General features: G+C 36.1%; 13 protein-coding genes. 3 read left to right on the top strand and 10 right to left on the bottom strand.

The window, feature by feature from the left end; genetic code table 11:
- Positions 1–3: 3 nt before the first annotated feature.
- The 7 genes from CLOCL_RS03115 to CLOCL_RS03085 all read right to left on the bottom strand — a co-directional run bounded on the left by CLOCL_RS03115 (position 4) and on the right by CLOCL_RS03085 (position 10,412).
- On the bottom strand, positions 4–720 hold the full coding sequence (locus CLOCL_RS03115) for an ABC transporter permease subunit (protein WP_014253978.1): 717 nt from the start codon (positions 718–720) through the stop codon (positions 4–6).
- Between the two features lie 2 nt (positions 721–722).
- Positions 723–1,790 carry an ABC transporter ATP-binding protein gene (locus tag CLOCL_RS03110; protein WP_014253977.1) on the bottom strand — a complete coding sequence of 356 codons (1,068 nt, stop codon included), beginning with the start codon at positions 1,788–1,790 and terminating at the stop codon, positions 723–725.
- Positions 1,791–2,111: 321 nt separating this feature from the next.
- Positions 2,112–4,826, bottom strand: a complete 2,715-nt coding sequence (locus CLOCL_RS03105; RefSeq protein WP_014253976.1) for a calcium-translocating P-type ATPase, SERCA-type — start codon at positions 4,824–4,826, stop codon at positions 2,112–2,114.
- Between the two features lie 273 nt (positions 4,827–5,099).
- Positions 5,100–6,557: an aminotransferase class I/II-fold pyridoxal phosphate-dependent enzyme gene (locus CLOCL_RS03100; protein ID WP_014253975.1), complete on the bottom strand. Its 1,458-nt coding sequence runs from the start codon at positions 6,555–6,557 to the stop codon at positions 5,100–5,102.
- Positions 6,558–6,753: 196 nt separating this feature from the next.
- Entirely contained in the window at positions 6,754–7,446 is a 693-nt protein-coding gene (locus tag CLOCL_RS03095; protein WP_014253974.1) for an MgtC/SapB family protein, read from the bottom strand.
- 431 nt (positions 7,447–7,877) lie between these two features.
- Complete coding sequence (spoIIR, locus tag CLOCL_RS03090) at positions 7,878–8,603, bottom strand: stage II sporulation protein R (RefSeq protein ID WP_014253973.1); 726 nt, start codon at positions 8,601–8,603, stop codon at positions 7,878–7,880.
- Between the two features lie 198 nt (positions 8,604–8,801).
- Positions 8,802–10,412: a CTP synthase gene (locus tag CLOCL_RS03085; protein ID WP_014253972.1), complete on the bottom strand. Its 1,611-nt coding sequence runs from the start codon at positions 10,410–10,412 to the stop codon at positions 8,802–8,804.
- A gap of 1,231 nt (positions 10,413–11,643) precedes the next feature.
- On the opposite strand from CLOCL_RS03085, the gene CLOCL_RS20865 reads away from it, so the two are divergent.
- From CLOCL_RS20865 to CLOCL_RS03075, 3 genes are read left to right on the top strand one after another with little or no spacing between them, the layout of a single operon-like run.
- Positions 11,644–12,141 carry a hypothetical protein gene (locus tag CLOCL_RS20865; RefSeq protein ID WP_052306569.1) on the top strand — a complete coding sequence of 166 codons (498 nt, stop codon included), beginning with the start codon at positions 11,644–11,646 and terminating at the stop codon, positions 12,139–12,141.
- A 3-nt stretch (positions 12,142–12,144) separates the two neighbouring features.
- Positions 12,145–12,882 (top strand): methyl-accepting chemotaxis protein, encoded by a 738-nt coding sequence (locus CLOCL_RS20860; protein ID WP_052306568.1) that lies wholly within the window; start codon positions 12,145–12,147, stop codon positions 12,880–12,882.
- 31 nt (positions 12,883–12,913) lie between these two features.
- On the top strand, positions 12,914–13,306 hold the full coding sequence (locus CLOCL_RS03075) for a hypothetical protein (protein ID WP_014253971.1): 393 nt from the start codon (positions 12,914–12,916) through the stop codon (positions 13,304–13,306).
- A 160-nt stretch (positions 13,307–13,466) separates the two neighbouring features.
- Here CLOCL_RS03075 and CLOCL_RS03070 read toward each other — a convergent pair whose 3' ends face one another.
- The 3 genes from CLOCL_RS03070 to CLOCL_RS03060 are packed head-to-tail and all read right to left on the bottom strand — an operon-like array spanning position 13,467 to position 19,543.
- Positions 13,467–14,963: a S41 family peptidase gene (locus CLOCL_RS03070; RefSeq protein WP_014253970.1), complete on the bottom strand. Its 1,497-nt coding sequence runs from the start codon at positions 14,961–14,963 to the stop codon at positions 13,467–13,469.
- Positions 14,964–14,990: 27 nt separating this feature from the next.
- Complete coding sequence (locus CLOCL_RS03065; RefSeq protein WP_014253969.1) at positions 14,991–16,529, bottom strand: S-layer homology domain-containing protein; 1,539 nt, start codon at positions 16,527–16,529, stop codon at positions 14,991–14,993.
- 47 nt (positions 16,530–16,576) lie between these two features.
- Positions 16,577–19,543: an S-layer homology domain-containing protein gene (locus tag CLOCL_RS03060; RefSeq protein WP_014253968.1), complete on the bottom strand. Its 2,967-nt coding sequence runs from the start codon at positions 19,541–19,543 to the stop codon at positions 16,577–16,579.
- Between the last annotated feature and the right edge of the window lie 195 nt (positions 19,544–19,738).

Genomic DNA, 19,738 nt, shown 5'->3' with positions numbered 1-19,738 from the left:
ATATCACCCCTGACTCCAACGCTTTTTTTCTACTGCAATCATTGCCAATGAAAGGAAAAGTGCTATTAATGTGAAATAGAACACAAAATCTTTCAGACAAATTTTCCCCTGCACAAAATCAAGAAATCTCGAATAGAAGGAAATCCATTTGGCAAGATCGAACAACAATCCCTTCAAAGCACCTCTAAAATAATCTATAATCCAAATAAAAAACAAGCACAAAGATCCAATTACAGCCGAAACAATAGGGCTTTCAGTCAAAGAAGATGTAAATACTCCAAAAGCTACAAACAAAGCACCTGTCAAAATATATCCAAGATAACTCGTAATCATCGATGCGACAACCAATTCACCGGATATTGCAATAATTATCGGGTACATGGCAGTTACAGCAGCCATAAGTAAAAATACGGTAAAAGCAGCAAGAAATTTACCGAACACAATTGCCGGAACACTATTGGGCGAAGTCATTAACAGAACTTCCGTTCCGTTTCTCTTTTCATCAGCAAGCACTCTCATTGTAAGAATAGGTATTAAAAATGCAAGCAAAATGTTCAGATTATAGATTATTGCACCAAATGAAGTCTGAGCCGGGCCAGTGGCCATTAAAATCGGTCTGATAAAATTAAGGGACAGCAGCAAAGTATATATACCCGTTAACACATATGCCAAAGGAGAATAAAAATACGACTTCAGTTCTCTTTTATAAATTGCCCACATTATTACTCATCCTCCTTTTCTTCCTTCGAAATTTCTTCCGAATCTTCGCTATTATTCACAATTTCCTCGTTATCAGTATTTTCTTCAGTATTTGCTTTCTCTTCATCATTCTGCTGTTCGTTTCCAGAAACTTTATCCGGATCCATCGAGGTAATTTTTATGAATGCTTCTTCCAGATTCATACTTATAGGCTTAATTTCCAAAATCGGATATCCATGTTTCGCCATTTCAAAGAAGATAGGCTTTCTGAGGTCTAAATCCTTGTCCGCTTCCACCAGATATTCTATTCCATCTTCAAATTTAGCGTTTTCTTTAACATTTCTAATTCCTACAATATTTTTAAGAGCAGCAATTACTTTATCTTTAGGACCGTCAATTCTCACAGAGTACATTGCAGAACCTTCAAGGCTCTTTGTCAGGTTCTCCGGAGTATCAATTGCTACTATTTGTCCTTTGTTTATTATGATTATCCGTTCACAAACCGCACTAATTTCCTGCATTATATGGGAACTGAGAATAATGGTATGTTCTTTTCCAAGAGCTTTAATAAGTTTTCTGACTTCGATAATCTGATTTGGATCTAGACCTACTGTAGGCTCATCAAGAATAAGAACTTCAGGATTGCCTATAAGTGCCTGTGCAAGGCCAACCCTCTGTTTGTATCCCTTTGAAAGGTTTTTTATCAATCTGTTACGAACATCGGATATCTTTACCAGTTCCATTATGTCGGAAATCTGGCTTTTCTTTTTCTTTCTGTCAACTTTCTTCAAATCGCTTACAAAATTAAGGTACTCTATAACTGTCAAATCTGTATAAAGCGGAGGCTGTTCAGGTAAATATCCGACTCGCTTTTTAACTTCATGAGGTTCTACGCTCACGTCATATCCTGCAACTTTTACAGTCCCACTTGTGGAAGGCAGGTATCCGGTTATCATATTCATTGTAGTTGACTTACCTGCACCGTTCGGCCCCAGGAAACCAAGAATTTCACCTTTTTTTACTGTAAAATTCAAGTCCCGCACTGCCTTTATTTGACCGTAAGACTTAGTCAAATTCAGCACTTCAATCATTATGTTCTCTCCTCCATTTCTTCATCATTCCATATACGCACGACACGCAATACCATTATCCTAAAATTGTTTTAATAAATTGTGAACAAATTGTAACCATTTTGCGTAATATCTATAATATTATGTTCCAATAAGCATATCATGACTTGCATATTATATAGCTTTTTATGGCAATTTTCAAGATTTATTTGGCAAATCACGCTGTAAGTACGCCTCTTTGAGTTTATTTGGTTACATAAAAAAGATCTTTCCGATTGGAAAGATCCTGAATTAATTTTTTTATTTTTGTTCACAATTTGAAAAATTCTAAACTTAAAAAATCTATATATATTTTCTATTTACTCTAAAAAAGCTTGAAACAACCGGCCCAAGGGCTGAAAATCCTGCCACAAGTACCCAATCGTAATAGGAGAGAGGTACTGTTTTAAATACTCCCTGAAATACAGGTATATAAATAACTCCTATAATCATTATTAATGAGCACAATACGGCTAAAACAAGCGGTATATTGTTAAACAACGGTATTTCAAATATATTTTTCCTCTCCGACTTACACTCAAACACATGAATAAGCTGGGTCAGCACCAATGTTACAAAAGCCCCGGTTCTTGCCACAGCCACATCCTGGCTAAAATGCAGTATACTTATAAACACTGCTAAAGTACACAGACCTATCAGCACTCCTCTAAAGAGTATAAGATTTAACAGCCCGTTGGAGAAAATATTTTCTTTTGCACCTCTGGGAGGTCTCATCATTATATCCTTTTCCGGAGGATCAATACTTAAGGCAATAGCTGGAAGTCCATCGGTTACAAGGTTAACCCATAAAATTTGTATTGGCAATAATGGCAGCGGCAACCCAAGAAGAGTTCCTAAAAACATTGTCAGCACTTCTCCAATATTACATGAAAGCAAATATCTTATAAATTTGCGTATATTGTTATATATTACTCTTCCCTCTTCAATAGCTGCCACTATGGTCGCAAAGTTGTCATCCATTAGTACCATGGAAGATGCTTCTTTTGTAACATCAGTTCCCGTTATACCCATTGCAACTCCAATATCGGCTTCTTTTACAGCCGGTGCGTCATTTACACCGTCACCGGTCATAGCAACTATATGTCCTGCCTTTTTTAATGCCCTTACAATTCTCAGCTTGTGCTTGGGTGAAACCCTTGCAAATACAGCCACATCATTTACTATCGATTGAAGCTGAATGTCATCCATTGCTTCAAGTTCAGCGCCGGTTATTACTTTATCCTTCTCCGATGCAATATTTATTTCCTTGGCTATGGCACTGGCTGTTGCTTTGTGGTCACCGGTTATCATAATCGGCTTTATTCCTGCTAGTTTACACTTTCTGACAGCATTTATTGCTTCTTTCCTCGGGGGGTCTATCATTCCTATCAAGCCTACAAAGATAAGGTCTTCTTCAATGTGTTTCCCGTCATAATTCCTGGAATTCAGCTTCCTATAGGCAACCCCCAATACCCTCAAAGCTTCTTTTGCCAGCTCATTGTTTCTCCTTTGTATCAGCCGTTTATCCGCATCGGTTAATGGGCGGATACCCTTTGAAGAATATATTTTAGTACATTTCTCTATTATTATATCCGGCGCACCCTTGGTAAAGGCAAAAATCTCACCCTTTTTCGTATCGCAAATTACAGTCATACACTTTCTGTCCGAATCAAAAGGAATCTCATCAATTCTTACAAAAGTACTGTTAAGCTTTTCCTGAGTAAGCCCTGCTTTTGCACTGACAACAAGCAAAGCTGCTTCTGTAGGATCTCCGCTCAATTCCCACTTTTCCTTGCTTGAAAAAGCCTTTTTCACCTTGTCAAAGGTTCCACTGTCCTTTACCGTTCTCCTTAAAACAGCATTATTGCACAAGCTTCCGATTTCCATCGCAAGCTTAAGGCTTTCGATGCTTAGCGGATTTATTTTTTTACCTTCAATAAAAAACTCCCCTTCGCTACTAAAAGCACCACCGCTGACTTCAACGGTATTTTCGTCGCAGTATATCTTGCGTACTGTCATTTTATTTTCTGTCAGCGTTCCGGTCTTATCTGAGCATATTACACTTGCGCATCCCAAAGTTTCAACAGCCGGAAGTTTTCTGACAAAGGAATTTCTCTTAAGCATTTTTTGTACACCTAAAGCGAGTGATATGGTGACTATTGCAGGCAATCCTTCAGGAACCGCCGCCACGGCAAGACTTATACCCGATAAAAGCATCGTGAATACTTTTTCGCCTCTGATAATTCCGGTTATTGATACTATGGCACAAATAGCAAGACAGCCGTACACAATGAATTTACCCAAATGGTCAAGCCTTTTTTGAAGAGGGGTTTGTTCATCTTCTATTTCCTGGATCATATCGGCAATCTTACCCATCTCAGTAGACATGCCTGTTTCAGTAACATAGGCTCTGCCTCTTCCGCTTGTTACAATTGTCCCCATAAACACATGGTTCAACTTATCTCCAATACTTTCTGTTTTTTTGTCACCCGATTGAGTGGATTTCTCAACAGGTATCGACTCTCCGGTAAGAAGAGATTCATCTACAAATAGTCCATTAGCTTCTACCAAAATTGCATCGGCCGGAACCCTGTCTCCTGCTTCAAGCACTATTAAATCTCCAGGTACAACATTTTCCGCCGGAATTTCAACAAGTCTATCGTCTCTGACGACTCTTGCCATTGGCGCTGCCAGTTCTTTTAATGCTTTCATAGTTTTTTCGGTACGATACTCCTGAATAAATCCCAAGATCGCATTAACAATTACTATTGCTATTATGGTAATAGCTTCTGTCAGTTCTCCCATAAAAGCAGATATAAGAGTACAGGCAATTAAAACCATCACCATGAAATCGCTAAATTGCTCAAGTAAAATTTTTAATGCCGACACTTTCTTTTTCTCCGATAAAATATTGGGTCCGAATTTCTCCAATTTCTTTTTTGCCTCTTTTTCACTTAAACCCCTATAAACCGTATTTCCATCATTAATGTTTTTCAGTAAAGTATTTGTGCTGCTCATAGCATATCACTCCTTTTCGCATGCCTCTAAAGTATCGTATTAACTTATTTTAGTGTTTTAATACTTACTTTTGAGTTATCACCATAGTCCTATTCATATTCACAAAAAGTCACAAATAGACCAACTTATTTAAAAGCTTTAAGTGTCTTTCGGTATTACAAATTTTTATTATAAATTCCTGTTTCTTTTTGACAAAATAAAAAAGCAGATTCAATTTTTTATTTTGAAATCTGCCTTTTTTACAACAATCAATATACATTTTGCATGTATTTATTAATCGGAACCCAATACCATAATTGAATTTATATGGGGATCAGCTGTACCTTGCATTTGACATCTTTGTTCCTTCAAAACTTCAATATAATCAACCACATCCTGAGTAATACGCTCTCCCATACAAATAACAGGTATCCCCGGCGGATAAGCCATAATCATTTCTCCTGCAATTTCTCCTACCGACTCTTTAAGTGGAACCGACTTCTTACGGCTATAAAAAGCATCTCGAGGGGATACAATCATTTTCGGATTTTGTGTTATTATTGTAGGCTTTCTATACTCTTTAACTTCAGTTTTCGAAGATATATCCTTTAGAGCATTAATTAGAGCCACTATATTTTCTTCAGTATCACCAATGCTGATAATGGCCATTATATTATTCATATCGGAGAGCTCAATTTGAATATTATATTCTTTCCTTAGCTTCTCTTCCATTTCATAGCCGGTGTATCCAAGGCCGGACACATTTATTCCAAGCTTAGTTTCGTCAAAATCGTAGCATCCCGGAGTACCGATAAGTTCTTTGCCAAAAGCATAAAGACCTTCTATCTTGTTTATTTCTTCTCTGGCCATCCTGGCAAGTCTTAAAGCTTCCTCAAGCATTTCACTGCCCTGAGTTGCCAACTGCTTTCTTGCAATGTCCAGACTGCACATTAACAAATATGACGAACTTGTGGTATGGGTCAAGTTCAATACCTGCTTAACCTTTTCAGGTGATATCAAATTGCTTCTAAGCAAAAGAATCGAACTCTGAGTCAACGAACCTGCTGTTTTATGCATACTCGCCGCACTCATATCGGCTCCTACTTCCATAGCAGTCAGAGGGAAATCATCATGAAAAGACATATGCGCTCCATGAGCTTCATCCACTAACACAGCCATTTCATGTCTATGCGCTATTCTGACAAGAGACTTTAAATCCGACGCTACTCCATAGTAAGTGGGGTTGATTAAAAATACCGCTTTAGCATGTGGGTTTTCCTTGATAGCCTTCCGCAGACTTTCTTCAGTTATTCCCATTGCAATTCCGAGCCGTTCGTTTATTTCCGGTTGGACATAAACAGGCATTGCCCCACTGAGTATAATACCTCCAATAGTTGATTTATGAGCATTTCTCGGAATTATAATCTTGTCTCCCGGTTCGCAGGCACTCATAATCATGGCCTGAACCCCAGCAGTAGTTCCTCCTACCAAAAAATAGGCATTCTGTGCACCAAAAGCTTGAGCTAAAAGTCTTTCCGATTCATAAATAACACCTGTCGGGTTATTGGCAAAGTCCAGGTCCTGCATACCGTTAGCATCCATCTGAAACACACGTTCACCGAGATATTCACGAAACTCCTTAAGTCCTGCTCCCTTTTTGTGGGCAGGCACATGAAACTGTATCACATTGTCATCCACATACTTCTTAACCGCATCAAACAGCGGTGTCTTATGCTGGTCCAGCCTTGACAATTCATAATCCCTCTCTTCCAGTCAAATTAAAGTCTTTACATAATAGTTGAGCAATCACTTATTCTGCTTTATTGCGCTCTCGCTTTTTATATTTTATTTAGTTTCGACGGCTGTAATAAATAGCAAACAAATGAATTATAGGTCAAAGAATATGAAAAGTCAATTATTTTTTATGTCAAGGCTATCCAGTATAACTTTATTCTTCATAAACCTTGCTGACACCTTCGATTTTCTGAAGTTCTCCCATTACTGTTTTCTTTTTTGCATCATTAGGTATTCTAACATAAAGTTTTATCAGAACATCAGCGTCGTCCTCATTGTTTAAAAACTCGATATTATTTATATTTATATTATTTTTTCCAAAAATGTTTCCTATAGCCCCAATTTGCCCGGGAAGATTGCTGGTCTTTATGTATAAAACATTGAGATGCTTTCTGTTTGCTAAATTGTGTTCAAGTTTTTTCAGCACCATTAAGGTCAAATAAACGACAAGCGCAGCAACAATTGCGCCTCCATAAAAACCAATTCCTGCGGCTATTCCCACACACGATACAGCCCAAAGACTTGCAGCTGTTGTAAGACCTTTTACATTAGCGCCTTCCCTTATTATAGTTCCTGCCCCCAAAAAACCTATTCCACTCACTACCTGCGCACCCAAACGGGCAGGATCCATATTTGTACTTCCTCCATATTTCATAAATATATACTCGGATGTTAACATTACCAATGCCGATCCCATGCAGACAAGAATATGAGTTCGAAAACCAGCAGGCCGTTTCATGCTTTCCCTTTCATAGCCAATCAAGCCTCCAAGAATACAAGCGAGAAGCAATCGGAATAAAGTAATCAAGTAAAACTCCAAATTCACGTTTGCAATAATATCTTTCACTTTATTCACCTCTGACTTTTAGTTAAATGGATTAATTTAGAATAAACAACAACAGATCCAGAAAAACTTTTCTTCATTTGCTGTGCAGGCTCATGTTGCTTTACACATAAAACAAGCCTTTTGTGCCGGAACAGACGCAATAACCAACAAGTATTATCCTCAATTATTTTATACTTTATAGTATATCATATTTTTAATACCCTATTAAAAGAAATAAACAAAAACAACTTACGACCGAAGTGCTAATCTTTCAAACCAAAACACTTACGCCATAAGTTGCCTTTATATTTCAGTACTATAATTTTTCTGAAATTTATTTATATCGAACACATAAAAGAGCAATTTCAGACAAATCATATATTCAATGAACGCTCACATATGAAAAATTTGAAATCCAAGCGGGAATTTAAAATGTTTTTGCTCAAAAACATTCATCTGGCACTAATTTTTTCATGAGCTGTTTTAAACAATCTGTTTATAGCACCTTTTAACTTTATTCTGGAACCTTGAAAAATTTCCACAATCTTAAACTTAATCTCAATCGGAATCTCATCTTCCATATCCACAGATGCCACTATGCTGTACTCCTCTTTTGTAAGAACACTTTTCAGTTCTTCTTTAACAGAATCAGGTATTGTACCATGGGTAGCATCTACAAAGCATAACGGTGGGAACATCACACACCACCAGTTTTGCCCTTCTCCTTCGCCAATAACAACCCTAAGGGCTTCATAGTTTCCTGCTGGCAAAGCTATATCACCATACATTTTTGTCGGGAAAGGAAAATTCCCCAACATCACTTTAACACTGTAATCCTTATTCTGTCTTCTTATCTCGTTCTCTGCAAGAGTCTTTATTTTATCCAAATTTTTGCCAACTTGCAATTTTGCATCTTCTACATTATCAAAATCTTTTAATTCTTTCTTCATATAGTCAAGGATTACATCCCGTACATCCCTCTTTAGCTGTTGATCTTCCGGAGAGTCACTGTTAGCTATAACATGAAGCCTCAAAAGATTTTGAGACAATCCGCTGTTGATATTTTCAGAATAGGAAGCAAATGCTATTCCCGTTATCAAAAGAGATACCATTATTATTGCCAAAATACCCTTAAACACCCAACATAAAGCTGATGAACTCTTAAATCTTTTTAACATAACAAAATCCCCCCATATCCTGCAAAGAAGTCTTTTGAATATTGTTGAAATTCAAATAGACTCCTTATTTTAATTATTTTAGCAATAGTAACTTTTATTGCTTAGTATAATTATTTACAGGATTGAAAGGATTTATACTATACATAAAACATTTTAGTACAAAAACTATTATTTAGGTTTACTGCCAAGAAATAAACACTAGTTTGCATTGCGTTTTTCAACAGCCGCCCGAATGAAATCCTTAAAAAGAGGATGCGGTCTGTTGGGTCTTGATTTAAACTCAGGATGAAACTGAACTCCAATAAACCAAGGATGATCAGCTATTTCAATTATTTCAACCAACTTTTCGCTCGGAGACAAACCGGATATGATTAGACCTTTAGACGTCAAAATCTCCCTATACTCATTGTTAAATTCATATCTGTGCCTATGTCTTTCATAAATCAACTCGTTTTTATATATCTCAAAGTTTTTTGTGTCTTTGCTTATTTTACACGGATAAAGGCCTAATCTCATAGTTCCGCCCATTTCGTCAACATCCTTTTGTTCCGGCATAAGGTCTATTACCGGATGCGGTGAGTAAGGATCAAACTCCGAACTGTTGGCACCTTCTAAACCTGCCACATTACGAGCAAACTCTACAACAGCCATCTGCATACCTAAGCATATACCAAAATAAGGTATTTTATTTTCCCTTGCAAACTTGGCAGCAAGTATTTTGCCTTCTATTCCTCTGTCTCCGAAACCTCCCGGAACCAAAATTCCATTACATTCAGACAAATTGCTTTCCAAGTTGTTTTCATTCAAATTCTCAGAATTTATCCATTTGATTTTAACATCAACATCGTTTGCTATGCCTCCATGCTTAAGGGCTTCCACAACACTCAAGTAAGCATCGTGCAATTCAACATACTTTCCGACCAATGCAATAGTAACAGATTCGGTAATACTTTTCTGCTTTTCTACCATTTCTCTCCATTCTGTTAAATCCGGAACTCTGCATTCAAGTCCCAAACGTGCACAAACATTTTCAGCAAGACCTTCCTCTTCAAGCATTAACGGAACCTCATACAGTATTTCTGCGTCAAGGTTTTGTATTACTGAATCTCCCGAGATATTGCAAAACAGTCCTATTTTATCTTTGAGATCTTTGCTTAAACGCTTTTCGGTACGGCACACTATAATATCCGGTTGAATGCCTATGCTTCTCAGTTCTTTAACACTATGCTGAGTAGGCTTTGTTTTAAGTTCCCCCGATTTACTTAGATAAGGAACGAGAGTAACATGTATATACATGACATTTTCCCGTCCCTTTTCAGTGGAAACCTGCCTTATTGCCTCAAGAAAAGGAAGGCTCTCAATATCTCCGACAGTTCCGCCAATCTCTGTTATTACTACATCAGTATGATCCGTCTTCCCTACCCTGTAAATTCTTTCTTTTATCTCGTTGGTAATATGCGGTATTACTTGGACTGTTCCTCCCAAATAGTCCCCTTTTCGCTCTTTACTTATTACTGACCAGTATATTTTTCCGGTAGTAATATTGTTATTTTTGGTAAGGTTTTCATCAATAAACCTTTCATAGTGACCCAAATCAAGGTCAGTCTCAGCTCCGTCATCGGTTACAAATACTTCTCCATGCTGATACGGACTCATTGTTCCAGGATCAACATTAATATAAGGATCAAATTTTTGAATAGTTACTCTTAATCCTCTCGCCTTTAGCAATCTACCTAAAGATGCAGCAGTTATTCCCTTTCCTAAACCGGAAACAACACCACCGGTTACAAAAATGTACTTAACAGACATGATTTCCTATCCTCCAAAAATAGTTACAGCCGGTTAGATATTCTCCTCGGCTGATAACTTATTTAATAAGCAAAGTTCTATTCATATCATAAAACAAAACATACAAGTTATATTGTATATTCGCAAAAATGTAGTGTCAATAGAAGATTAAATTTTATGAAATAAATTTGATAAATGAAATAAATAACATATTTTATAACCTTAAGTACACAATAAAGGCAGCATCAACTTTGCTGCCCTTATATCCCGATAAATTCTAAAAACTGTTTACTTCGTAGCCAAGACCACAATAATTAATAACAAACTCCTTTAATCAAACAATAAAAATATACTCCCCTAAAATTATTCGCCTTTTTCCTTTTTTTTATTATATACATTCTACTGTAATTTAAGCATTTTCTCCCCTAAATCCGTCCACTATCCTGTATTCATCCAAACAAACCTAATGAGTGCAAAATTCTTTAATAACCTGATTACTGCAAAAATACCATTAATAGAGGACAAACCTAAAAAAAATTTTATATAAATGTAGCTTGGACTACGAAGTAAGCAACATTATTTTTCATTAAAAAAACATACTCCGAAACCGATTATAAACTAAACAACAACATTCTGCCGATTAATGGCGTCTATGTGATACTGTTAAGAATTAACGTGAACATAACACTACTGAAGATTAGTAAAAACCGTAAATTGTAAAAACTCAAGCCATTCCGTCAATCAAGATATGTCACTAAAACCAATGATGCCTGTGTAAATATATTGTTTCCAACAAAGCTTGCAGTCGGCTCTATAAAAAATTTATACGCTTGAACTGAAAAGCAACATTTCGTTGCTCAAAAATATATCAATGTTAGAATATCAAAATTATTCTTAATTGTCAATAATTTACTCATAAATAATTCAGGCATTTATAATAAGTATAATTCTGTTGTGTAAAGTCAATTGAATCCATAATTTTCACATAATCTCCTTTATGGCTTTAAAATTCCAAAACATAAAAACGGTATAATTTTAAAATCAACTAAATTTACAAAAAACTCAATATTATAAATTTTTAAGCGTTTCTGACTCTTTCAAAAATTAAGAAATTATTTATCGAATTAAGATACCATTTCATTTAATTATTGCCAGGATTTTTCCGATAAATATAACATAGTTCACTTTATTGACATTAATAGTAAAGAACTCAAACATCAGCCAAATCCAGAATTGTGAGGTGACTTTATTTGTGACTGTATTGTTCAGTAATCTAAAATTAAAAACAAAGATAATGATTTCTTCATGTTTTTCAATTCCACCCTTGTGCATTATGGCTATAATAAGCTGTATGCAAATAAACAAGGTAATAAAACTTTTCATTATATTGGCAACTCTATTTATAGGTATCATTGTATCAGTGTTATACTCAAAAATTCTTCACCACTCAATCGACGAACCGCTAAAAAATTTGGTCAATCATATAAATTCATCAATTGTAAGTAACAATCCTGAAGACATATTCAGACGCTCTATGCTCTCGAAAGACAGCATTGATGCAATTTCTATAGCCGTAGCAGCACTGATTGACTATTCACAAACGACTGAAGATAAAAGCATTAAAGACAGTGATGATGTAGAGGTGCAAGTTTCTGCCCATACGGTTGATATAATCGAAAATATAAAAGAATTAGCCGATTCTGTTGAAAAGTTTAGGTTTGTAATGAAAGAAATCTCTGATTCCTCATAAAACATGGCCTGCAGTGCACTGGATATTGTTGAGAAAACACAGGCTTTGACTGAAAGATCTACACAGGGAGTAGCAACTTCTGAAGAAATAAGCAAAAGCGCTGAGACCACAAAGAGTAATGTTATTAAATCCCAGCAAAAAACACTGGTAGTCCTTGGAGAAACAAAAGAAAAATTGAAAGAAGCAATTAAAAATGCTGACGTTGTAGATCAAATAAATATTTTATCCCAAACAATTCTGCAAATAGCTTCACAGACTAATCTTCTTGCGTTAAATGCAGCTATAGAATCCGCAAAAGCAGGTGAAGCAGGAAGAGGTTTTTCTGTGGTGGCAAACGAAATAAAAAAGCTTGCAGAACAATCCAAAAATACCGTTTCTAAAATTCAAAGTGCAACAAAGATGGTATTAGAGTCAGTAAACAACCTTACCAATTGCTCAAATAGTTTGTTGGAGTTTGTATCCACAAATGTTAATAATGATTATTCTTCAATGCTTGATATTGCTGAAAAATACAGCAAAGATGCTTCTATTATCAATAGTATAGCTTCTGAATTCAATATAACCTCAACGGAAGTTATCGAATACACCAGTAATGTCCTTAATGCCATAGACAAACTATCGGCCACTTCCATTGAAGGAGATGAAATGGTATCGGAAATTACTGAAAAAATGAACCGTATTATTGAAAAGTTAAGCGATATATCTCACAAAAGTACAAATTCAACTGATAATCTTGTTTAAAATACATAAAAGCATAAAGGAGGTAATTAGTATGAACGAAAGCCAAAGTAGAACTGTAGTTTTTTATGACTCACCTAAAAAAAACATAATCATTACTGACGGATTCGGAAAGGTATCTAAAGAAGATATTATATGGATGATTGATGAAGTAAGACGCGGAGTAAAACAAACAAATGGCAAATGGGCATGGATTGTTGGATGCGATAAAATGGATCCAATAATTGATCCGGAATGCCAAAAAATTTTTGCAGATCTGCATAAGAATTTGGAATCGGAAGGTTGTGCAGCAATTGCATATGCAGTTGGTAAAACTGTAGCAATGAAGGTTCAAGCACAGCGTCATCGTTTGCAAGCTAACGATAAATTAGTAACGGAGTATTTCAGAACTATAGAAGAAGCATTAGAGTGGCTGAAAGACTTTTAAAGCACTCTTCTTCCGTTGCTTATCTATTTGCAGGAAGCTTGATAAATACAATAGATGCATCAGGCTTCCTGCTTAGCAAAACTTATTTGTCGAATATCCCATTTCCTTTAGAAAATGGCGAAAAAAGATGAAAAGAAAATCAAATCAATAAAATAATATTCTATTTTTTAAGCAGTTCCAAAGCTTTGGCCATTTGTTTGTCACATTCCAAAATAAGATTCTCCAATTTATCGTTTAGTGCCTGCTGAGTAGCAAAATCCAAAACACCGTAAGGATAAAAACCGTTATCCTTCTGAAACTCGTAAACAGCCGCAGCTGATTCTTTGTCAAAGATCATATCAGGCTTTGCAATATTGTATCCTAAAAGTTTTAATATTTTCTCTGCATTAAGAACATCAATACTTTTATCATTTACATTTATTCTTACTTGCTTTGAAAGAGTATCTATAGTTCTTATATCCACTCCATTTACAATATATGTATTTTCAACATAATAATCGGGATCTAAGCCAATACCGTCTATCATTCTTCCTTTGGGTGTATAATACTCACCTGTGGTAATTTTCGCCCATCCAATTATTTCATCTTCCGAAGGAATGATATCGTAATTATTTATCAGATCATATGCATCCAATATAGTGGCTCCCAACTCTTTCGAATATCTCTTATATGCCTCCGGCGATAACACGGGATAAATATTTTGTACCTTTCCCTTCCCATAGGTTTTGGTACCTACCAAAACCCCTGCTCCGGTATCCTGTATCGCACCGGCTAAGATTTCCGAAGCGCTGGCACTTAATCCATTCACCAGCACAACTAATTTGTACTTTAATTCTTTGTTTTTGGAATAATATAATTCATCTTCCATTTTTTCAGACTGGAAATCCAATTTTGTTATCAATCCTTCCGGAACAAATTTTTCAGCTATTTTGATTACCTGGCTCAGCTCTCCTCCCGGATTATCCCTTAAATCCAATATCAGCTTACTTATATTGTTGTTATCCATTTCTTTAAGTGCTTTTATAATGTTAATGCTGGAATTGGAATTAAAAATATCAAGTTTTATATAGCCAATATCATCGATAATACGGTAAGTCACAGGATTAATCTTTACTTCCGACCTCTCTACTTCTATGTTAAGCAATTGCTTTTGTCCCGGCCTCATTATACCAAGATTAACTTTAGTACCGGCTTTTCCTCTAATAAGATTTGCAACCTCTTCACTGGTTTTTCCTTCAACATTTACATCATTTATTTTTACTATTATATCTCCTTTTATAATTCCTGCTTTAGCAGCTGAAGAAGACTCGAACACTTCTACAACACATATATCATTGGTCTGGGATGATATCCTTACTCCTATTCCAACATAAGAACCTTCTATATCGCTAAAAAAGCTGTCTGCCTCTTTTTTGTCAAAAAACTCGGTATATTGATCCATGGCACTAAACATGCCATTTATTGCACTCTCAATTAACTGTTCTTCCGTCACATTTCCCTTATACCGGTCTCTTATCATATCCATTACACTTTTCAGGTAATCTATATCTGAATAATTTTCATTTTCAGTTTGGCTTTCCGCTGCAAAAGATATGTTTGAAGTCAATAAACACAATATAAAAATTATACAAATAGTTTTTACAAATCTTATTCTCATGACTAATCCCCTTTTCCTGTCATACGTTTAATAGTTAACAATTCTTTCTCTATAATCTTTTTTAAGATCGTCCCTCATATAATTTATAACTTTATTTATAATAACTGCAGCTCTTGCCTTAGTAAGATATTCACAAGGCTTAAGATATCCCCTCTCATCCCCCTGGACAAGGCCTATCCTTTGCGCCACATAAACATAATTTCTGGCATAGGACGGGATATCAGCGTCATCCACAAATGTGGTTGTTACGCCGCCTGAAGGAGCTAAGGCTTCCAGCCCGAGAGCTCTTATAATTATTGTTATTGCATCAGCCATAGTTAAATAATCATCCGGTGCAAACCTGCCATTTCCCCGGCCGCTTATCATACCTCTTTTGTACGCATTATTAATATTTTCAAAGTATTTACTGTCCACAGCCACATCCACAAACGGAGATAAAAGTTCCTCTTTTTTGCTTTTGGTGGTTCTGGTTGTCTTTGTTCCGCTCAATGCAGTATCTTGAGGAACCTCTTTTAATGCAAGCACAATAGCATCGGCAAATTCTGCCCGGGTCATTACATCCTGAGGATTAAACTTTTGAGAATCCTCTTTAAATACTTCCAAGCTGTAAAGAGCTTTTATATCATTTTCAGCCCAATGTCCTCTAAGGTGATTAACACTCGGAACCAGTAGCCTGGTTTGCACAGGAAAGCTTTCAATTTTTAAACTGCCGGATTTCTCCACCAGTTTATCGGTTGATACTCCTTCAGAATCAAATTCAGGAAGGCTTGAAGAATACTGAAGAATACTATTATTGTACTGTGTCTGTACAAATCCGCCCTCAAAACTTATAGTCGCAGGTTCATTTTCAATATATTTTAACTGCTTTGTAACACTGCTTGAAAGCCTTACTGTTGCTGTTCCGCCCCATTTGTCAACAAGGTCGCCTTTAGCAGTTTCGCTTTGTATCATATACTCCAGTATTTGCGTCTCAGTAGAACCCCAATATTGGTTGTACCCGTATAAATTACCGATAATATCAACAGTAACGGTTCCATCATCCGCTCCAATACTGTAAGTTTTTCTTCCCCACAAATTTCCGGCCATATAGTCAACTGCAGGCTTCGAATCGGTTATATTTGTCTTGGTAAAATCATAGTTTCTCAAATTGAACGTAGTACCGTTAATATTAATAACTTCTGAATATTTACCGTTCAATTTTGTCTCTTCTATTTTTTGTCCATTGTCCTTTTCAGTAATTACAGTGTTATAGGAAACAGATTTGGTAAGGGTTCCTGAAAATTCGTCATTTGATAGTTTATATGTATAAGTTGATGTTATAATCTGCTTTCCCGTTGTACTGTCCTTTTTGGCTGTTTTCTTTACCGTCAATGTACCGCTGAATACAATGGGTTCTCCTGTTAAAAATACCACTTCCTTATAATCATAGGTTGTCTTCCCTTCCACTTCTCCGGATGAAATTCCTCCTTCAAAGCCATTGTCGCCATACCTTGCATAAGCTTCAATATTAAAAACACCTAATACTATAATAACCACCATTGACATAAATTTCAACATCTTCGACATATTATTCGTCCCCCCAAAATACGTAACAACCAATTCCCGGATAATCCCTAGTTACTTTCCACAAATATAATGTATGCATCTCCTGTTCGGCTGTCGTCTTTCTTGATTATTCTCACCTTATCCCCTTTTTCAATATCTTTTGCTTCTGCTATGCTGTTATTTTTCAGTATTATGCTGTTGTTTAAAATTCTAAGCCTCATATCCTTGCTGTTTTCCCACATATAAGTAGATGAATTGTATATTTTTGCATTTACAACAGTAAGTTCAGAAGGTTCTTCCTCACCGACTATCTCATATATTTCACCTTTAACCGATACATTTCCGTAAGGCACTGTATTAACCAGCAAAGCATCTGTACCTTTAGCCAAAATATAAACGGTACGGTCTTTAAAACTTGACTCTCCATAATCGGTAAAATTACGTTGTCCTACTACTCCGGAGTCATCAATTATACGGGTATCATAAGTTATCCTGAAAGTCTTTGGAGTATTGTAAAAATCCCAATTAACCCCATTCAACTGTGAAAAGGCACTTATTGTAAAATCTTTATTTTCGTTAATATTTGCTATTCTGCCTCTATAGATGACAATAGAGTTCTGGTCATTTCCTGGAGTTATTTCAACCACATTTGCGTAGTACTTTCCGTTATCGAACTCTCTGTTTGCTATAATATGAGCCGTATCTTCTGGAGAAATGCTGCTGCCTGTAACAAGCCTTTTATCTTTAACAATAATTGTTCCTTTATTATAAGCAATAGAATTTTTTCCGTTTTTCAATACAAGCTCGCCTTCACTGCCCATTGTATTTAACAGAATATTGTCATTAAGTTCATTAAGTTCAGTGTCATCCTTTTCCTTAAAGGATACCAAAATAGCCTTTTCCTCTCCTCCATAATCCTTCTCTACTGCTATGTATGCTTGATTGCCTCTCAGCCTCTTGTTAACAAAATCCAGATCTATGTTATTGTTTTTATAATATATTTCATTACCTTCGGCCAATCCGATGGCTGAATAACCCTTTTGCTCAACCCTTTGCCATTTTCCGTTTTTCAAAACCTCCATGTTCTTAACAACAAGATTGTTCGATATTTCATCGAGCTTATCCACAACTCCCTTATAAATGCCCGCAATAAAATGCTCATCGCCTTCTATGGTTATTTGCTTTAGTTTTGTAAAACTGTCGGTTATATTAAGCAGTAACTTTACCCTGTCTCCTTCTTTTATGGAATCATAGTCCACCATTTTTTTGTCCAGAATTACTGGTATATCATTGCTTACAGCTAATATTTGCTGAGTCCCGTCATCATATTGTATTGCAAGGGATGTCAGTTTTTTGGAAAGAACTTTGCCGTGCTTTTGAACATAGTTGTCTACGGCACTTATCAATTCTATGTTGCCTTCATCATCAAACTTAATATAAACCGAATCTCCTCCCTCGATATCTTCAATACTTGCCGGTTTATGATTCTTAATTATTGTGATATTTTTCGGGTTGGAGTAATTATAGGTCTTAATGTTCGGTTCCGACTCATCTTTAAGCCTTTTTTCATTGTAAAGCGTTATGTAACCCAAATGCGGATTGTTGTCTTCCACTATTCCGCTTGCCACTCCCTGATCTCTTAACTTAAGCACCACCGATTTTATTCCCGTTATCATATTGTCGGTTATGGAAAGAATTACATCCATACCGGGTTCAATATCATCTATGGCAGACTTCATATTATCTACAAAAACTTCAACATCGGAACTGTAAACAAAGGTAGCATTGACATCCTTTCCTTCTCCGTCGAAGGAAAAGTTTTTATCCTCCAGGTCTACATTGGGGTAATCTAAATCAAATACCTTTGAAATATTTAATGTTTGATTGGCTTTATTGATACTGTTCACTTTTGCAACCAAATATTTGGTTTCGGATATGTTAGATATAACTTTGACAAATGCAACCTTTCCCTCTGATGTCACCGTATACTCTATGCGATCTCCCGACTCTAAAATACTGCTTTTGCCAAGCCAGCCATCTTTATATACAATCAGATCAGTATTTTCCCTTTCTTTTATACTTCCATTCAGCTCATTTCTAAGGTCTTGCTGCGATTTGCCTGCAATAAATTCTGTAATAATCTGATGCCGCTTTCCATTGCTGTTTCTAACGTTATATATATTTCTCGTAATACTTTGTCCGTCAGTAAAATCGATGGAAGATTCAATACTTTCAATAGTTCCCAACTTTCTTTCATAGCCTCTGAGAGGCAGGATAATTGAAAGAGCATTCTGTATTATCTGTGCCATCTGCTCTCTGGTAACGCTGCCTCTGGGATTGAATCTGCCGTTACCCAAACCGCTCATAATATTGTTTTGAAGTACTGCTTCAATATAAGGTATTTTATAAGGGTCAGCCTGAGACCAATCACTGTAGCTGTTAAAAATCTTTTGCTGACTATAAACAGGAGGCAATCCCAAAACTGTTGCTATCCAAAAAGCCACATCCTGTCTTTGTGCTGCTGAGCTTCTATAAAAACTTCCTTCAGTAAGAGTGCTTTGGTCAGCTGTCAAAGCATCTTCAAGATCTTTTGCACTTATAAGCCCATCATTGGCCGCTAGTTGCAAATACCCGTCAGACCACATGGCCGGGGCATATGTTTTCCTGTTATCCGCTGCTCTTTTTGCATTAAGTGTTTCTGCTGCAACTTGTGCTTCCGCTTCTCTTCCCGCTGCATTATATATTAAGGTCAGCGCCTGCTCTTTTGTAACAGGACTGGTTCGGCCAAAGGTTTGATTTCCATACCCTTTCATTATCTCCAGAGCACTGACTTCACATATGGCTTCCTTTGACCACACATTAGTCTGTTTCACATCCCTGTAATCTATATTGTTTAAAATTGCATTTGCATTATTAATACCGGTATATATTTTCTCCGCTGTCTCTCTTCCATAAGTCGGGCTCAAAACAGAAAGAAACAGAATCAGAGTTACAGATAAAGCTATAGATTTTTTGAACAGATACTTTTTGTTCATAGCAGCATTACCTCTATTTAATTAATTTTTATAAGCACCAGGATATAATATATCTTGTAATTCTATATCGGATAATTTCTTTAGATTTTTTAATGAATATGTATTACAAAATAATTACATTAAAAAGAAGCTGCCGAAATATTATTTTCAGCAGCTTCTCAATTCAAGCGACACTTCTTTTATGTTTTTCTATTT

It is taken from the genome of Acetivibrio clariflavus DSM 19732, assembly GCF_000237085.1.
Classification (GTDB): domain Bacteria; phylum Bacillota; class Clostridia; order Acetivibrionales; family Acetivibrionaceae; genus Acetivibrio; species Acetivibrio clariflavus.
This window is presented reverse-complemented; position numbering and strand designations above follow the sequence as displayed.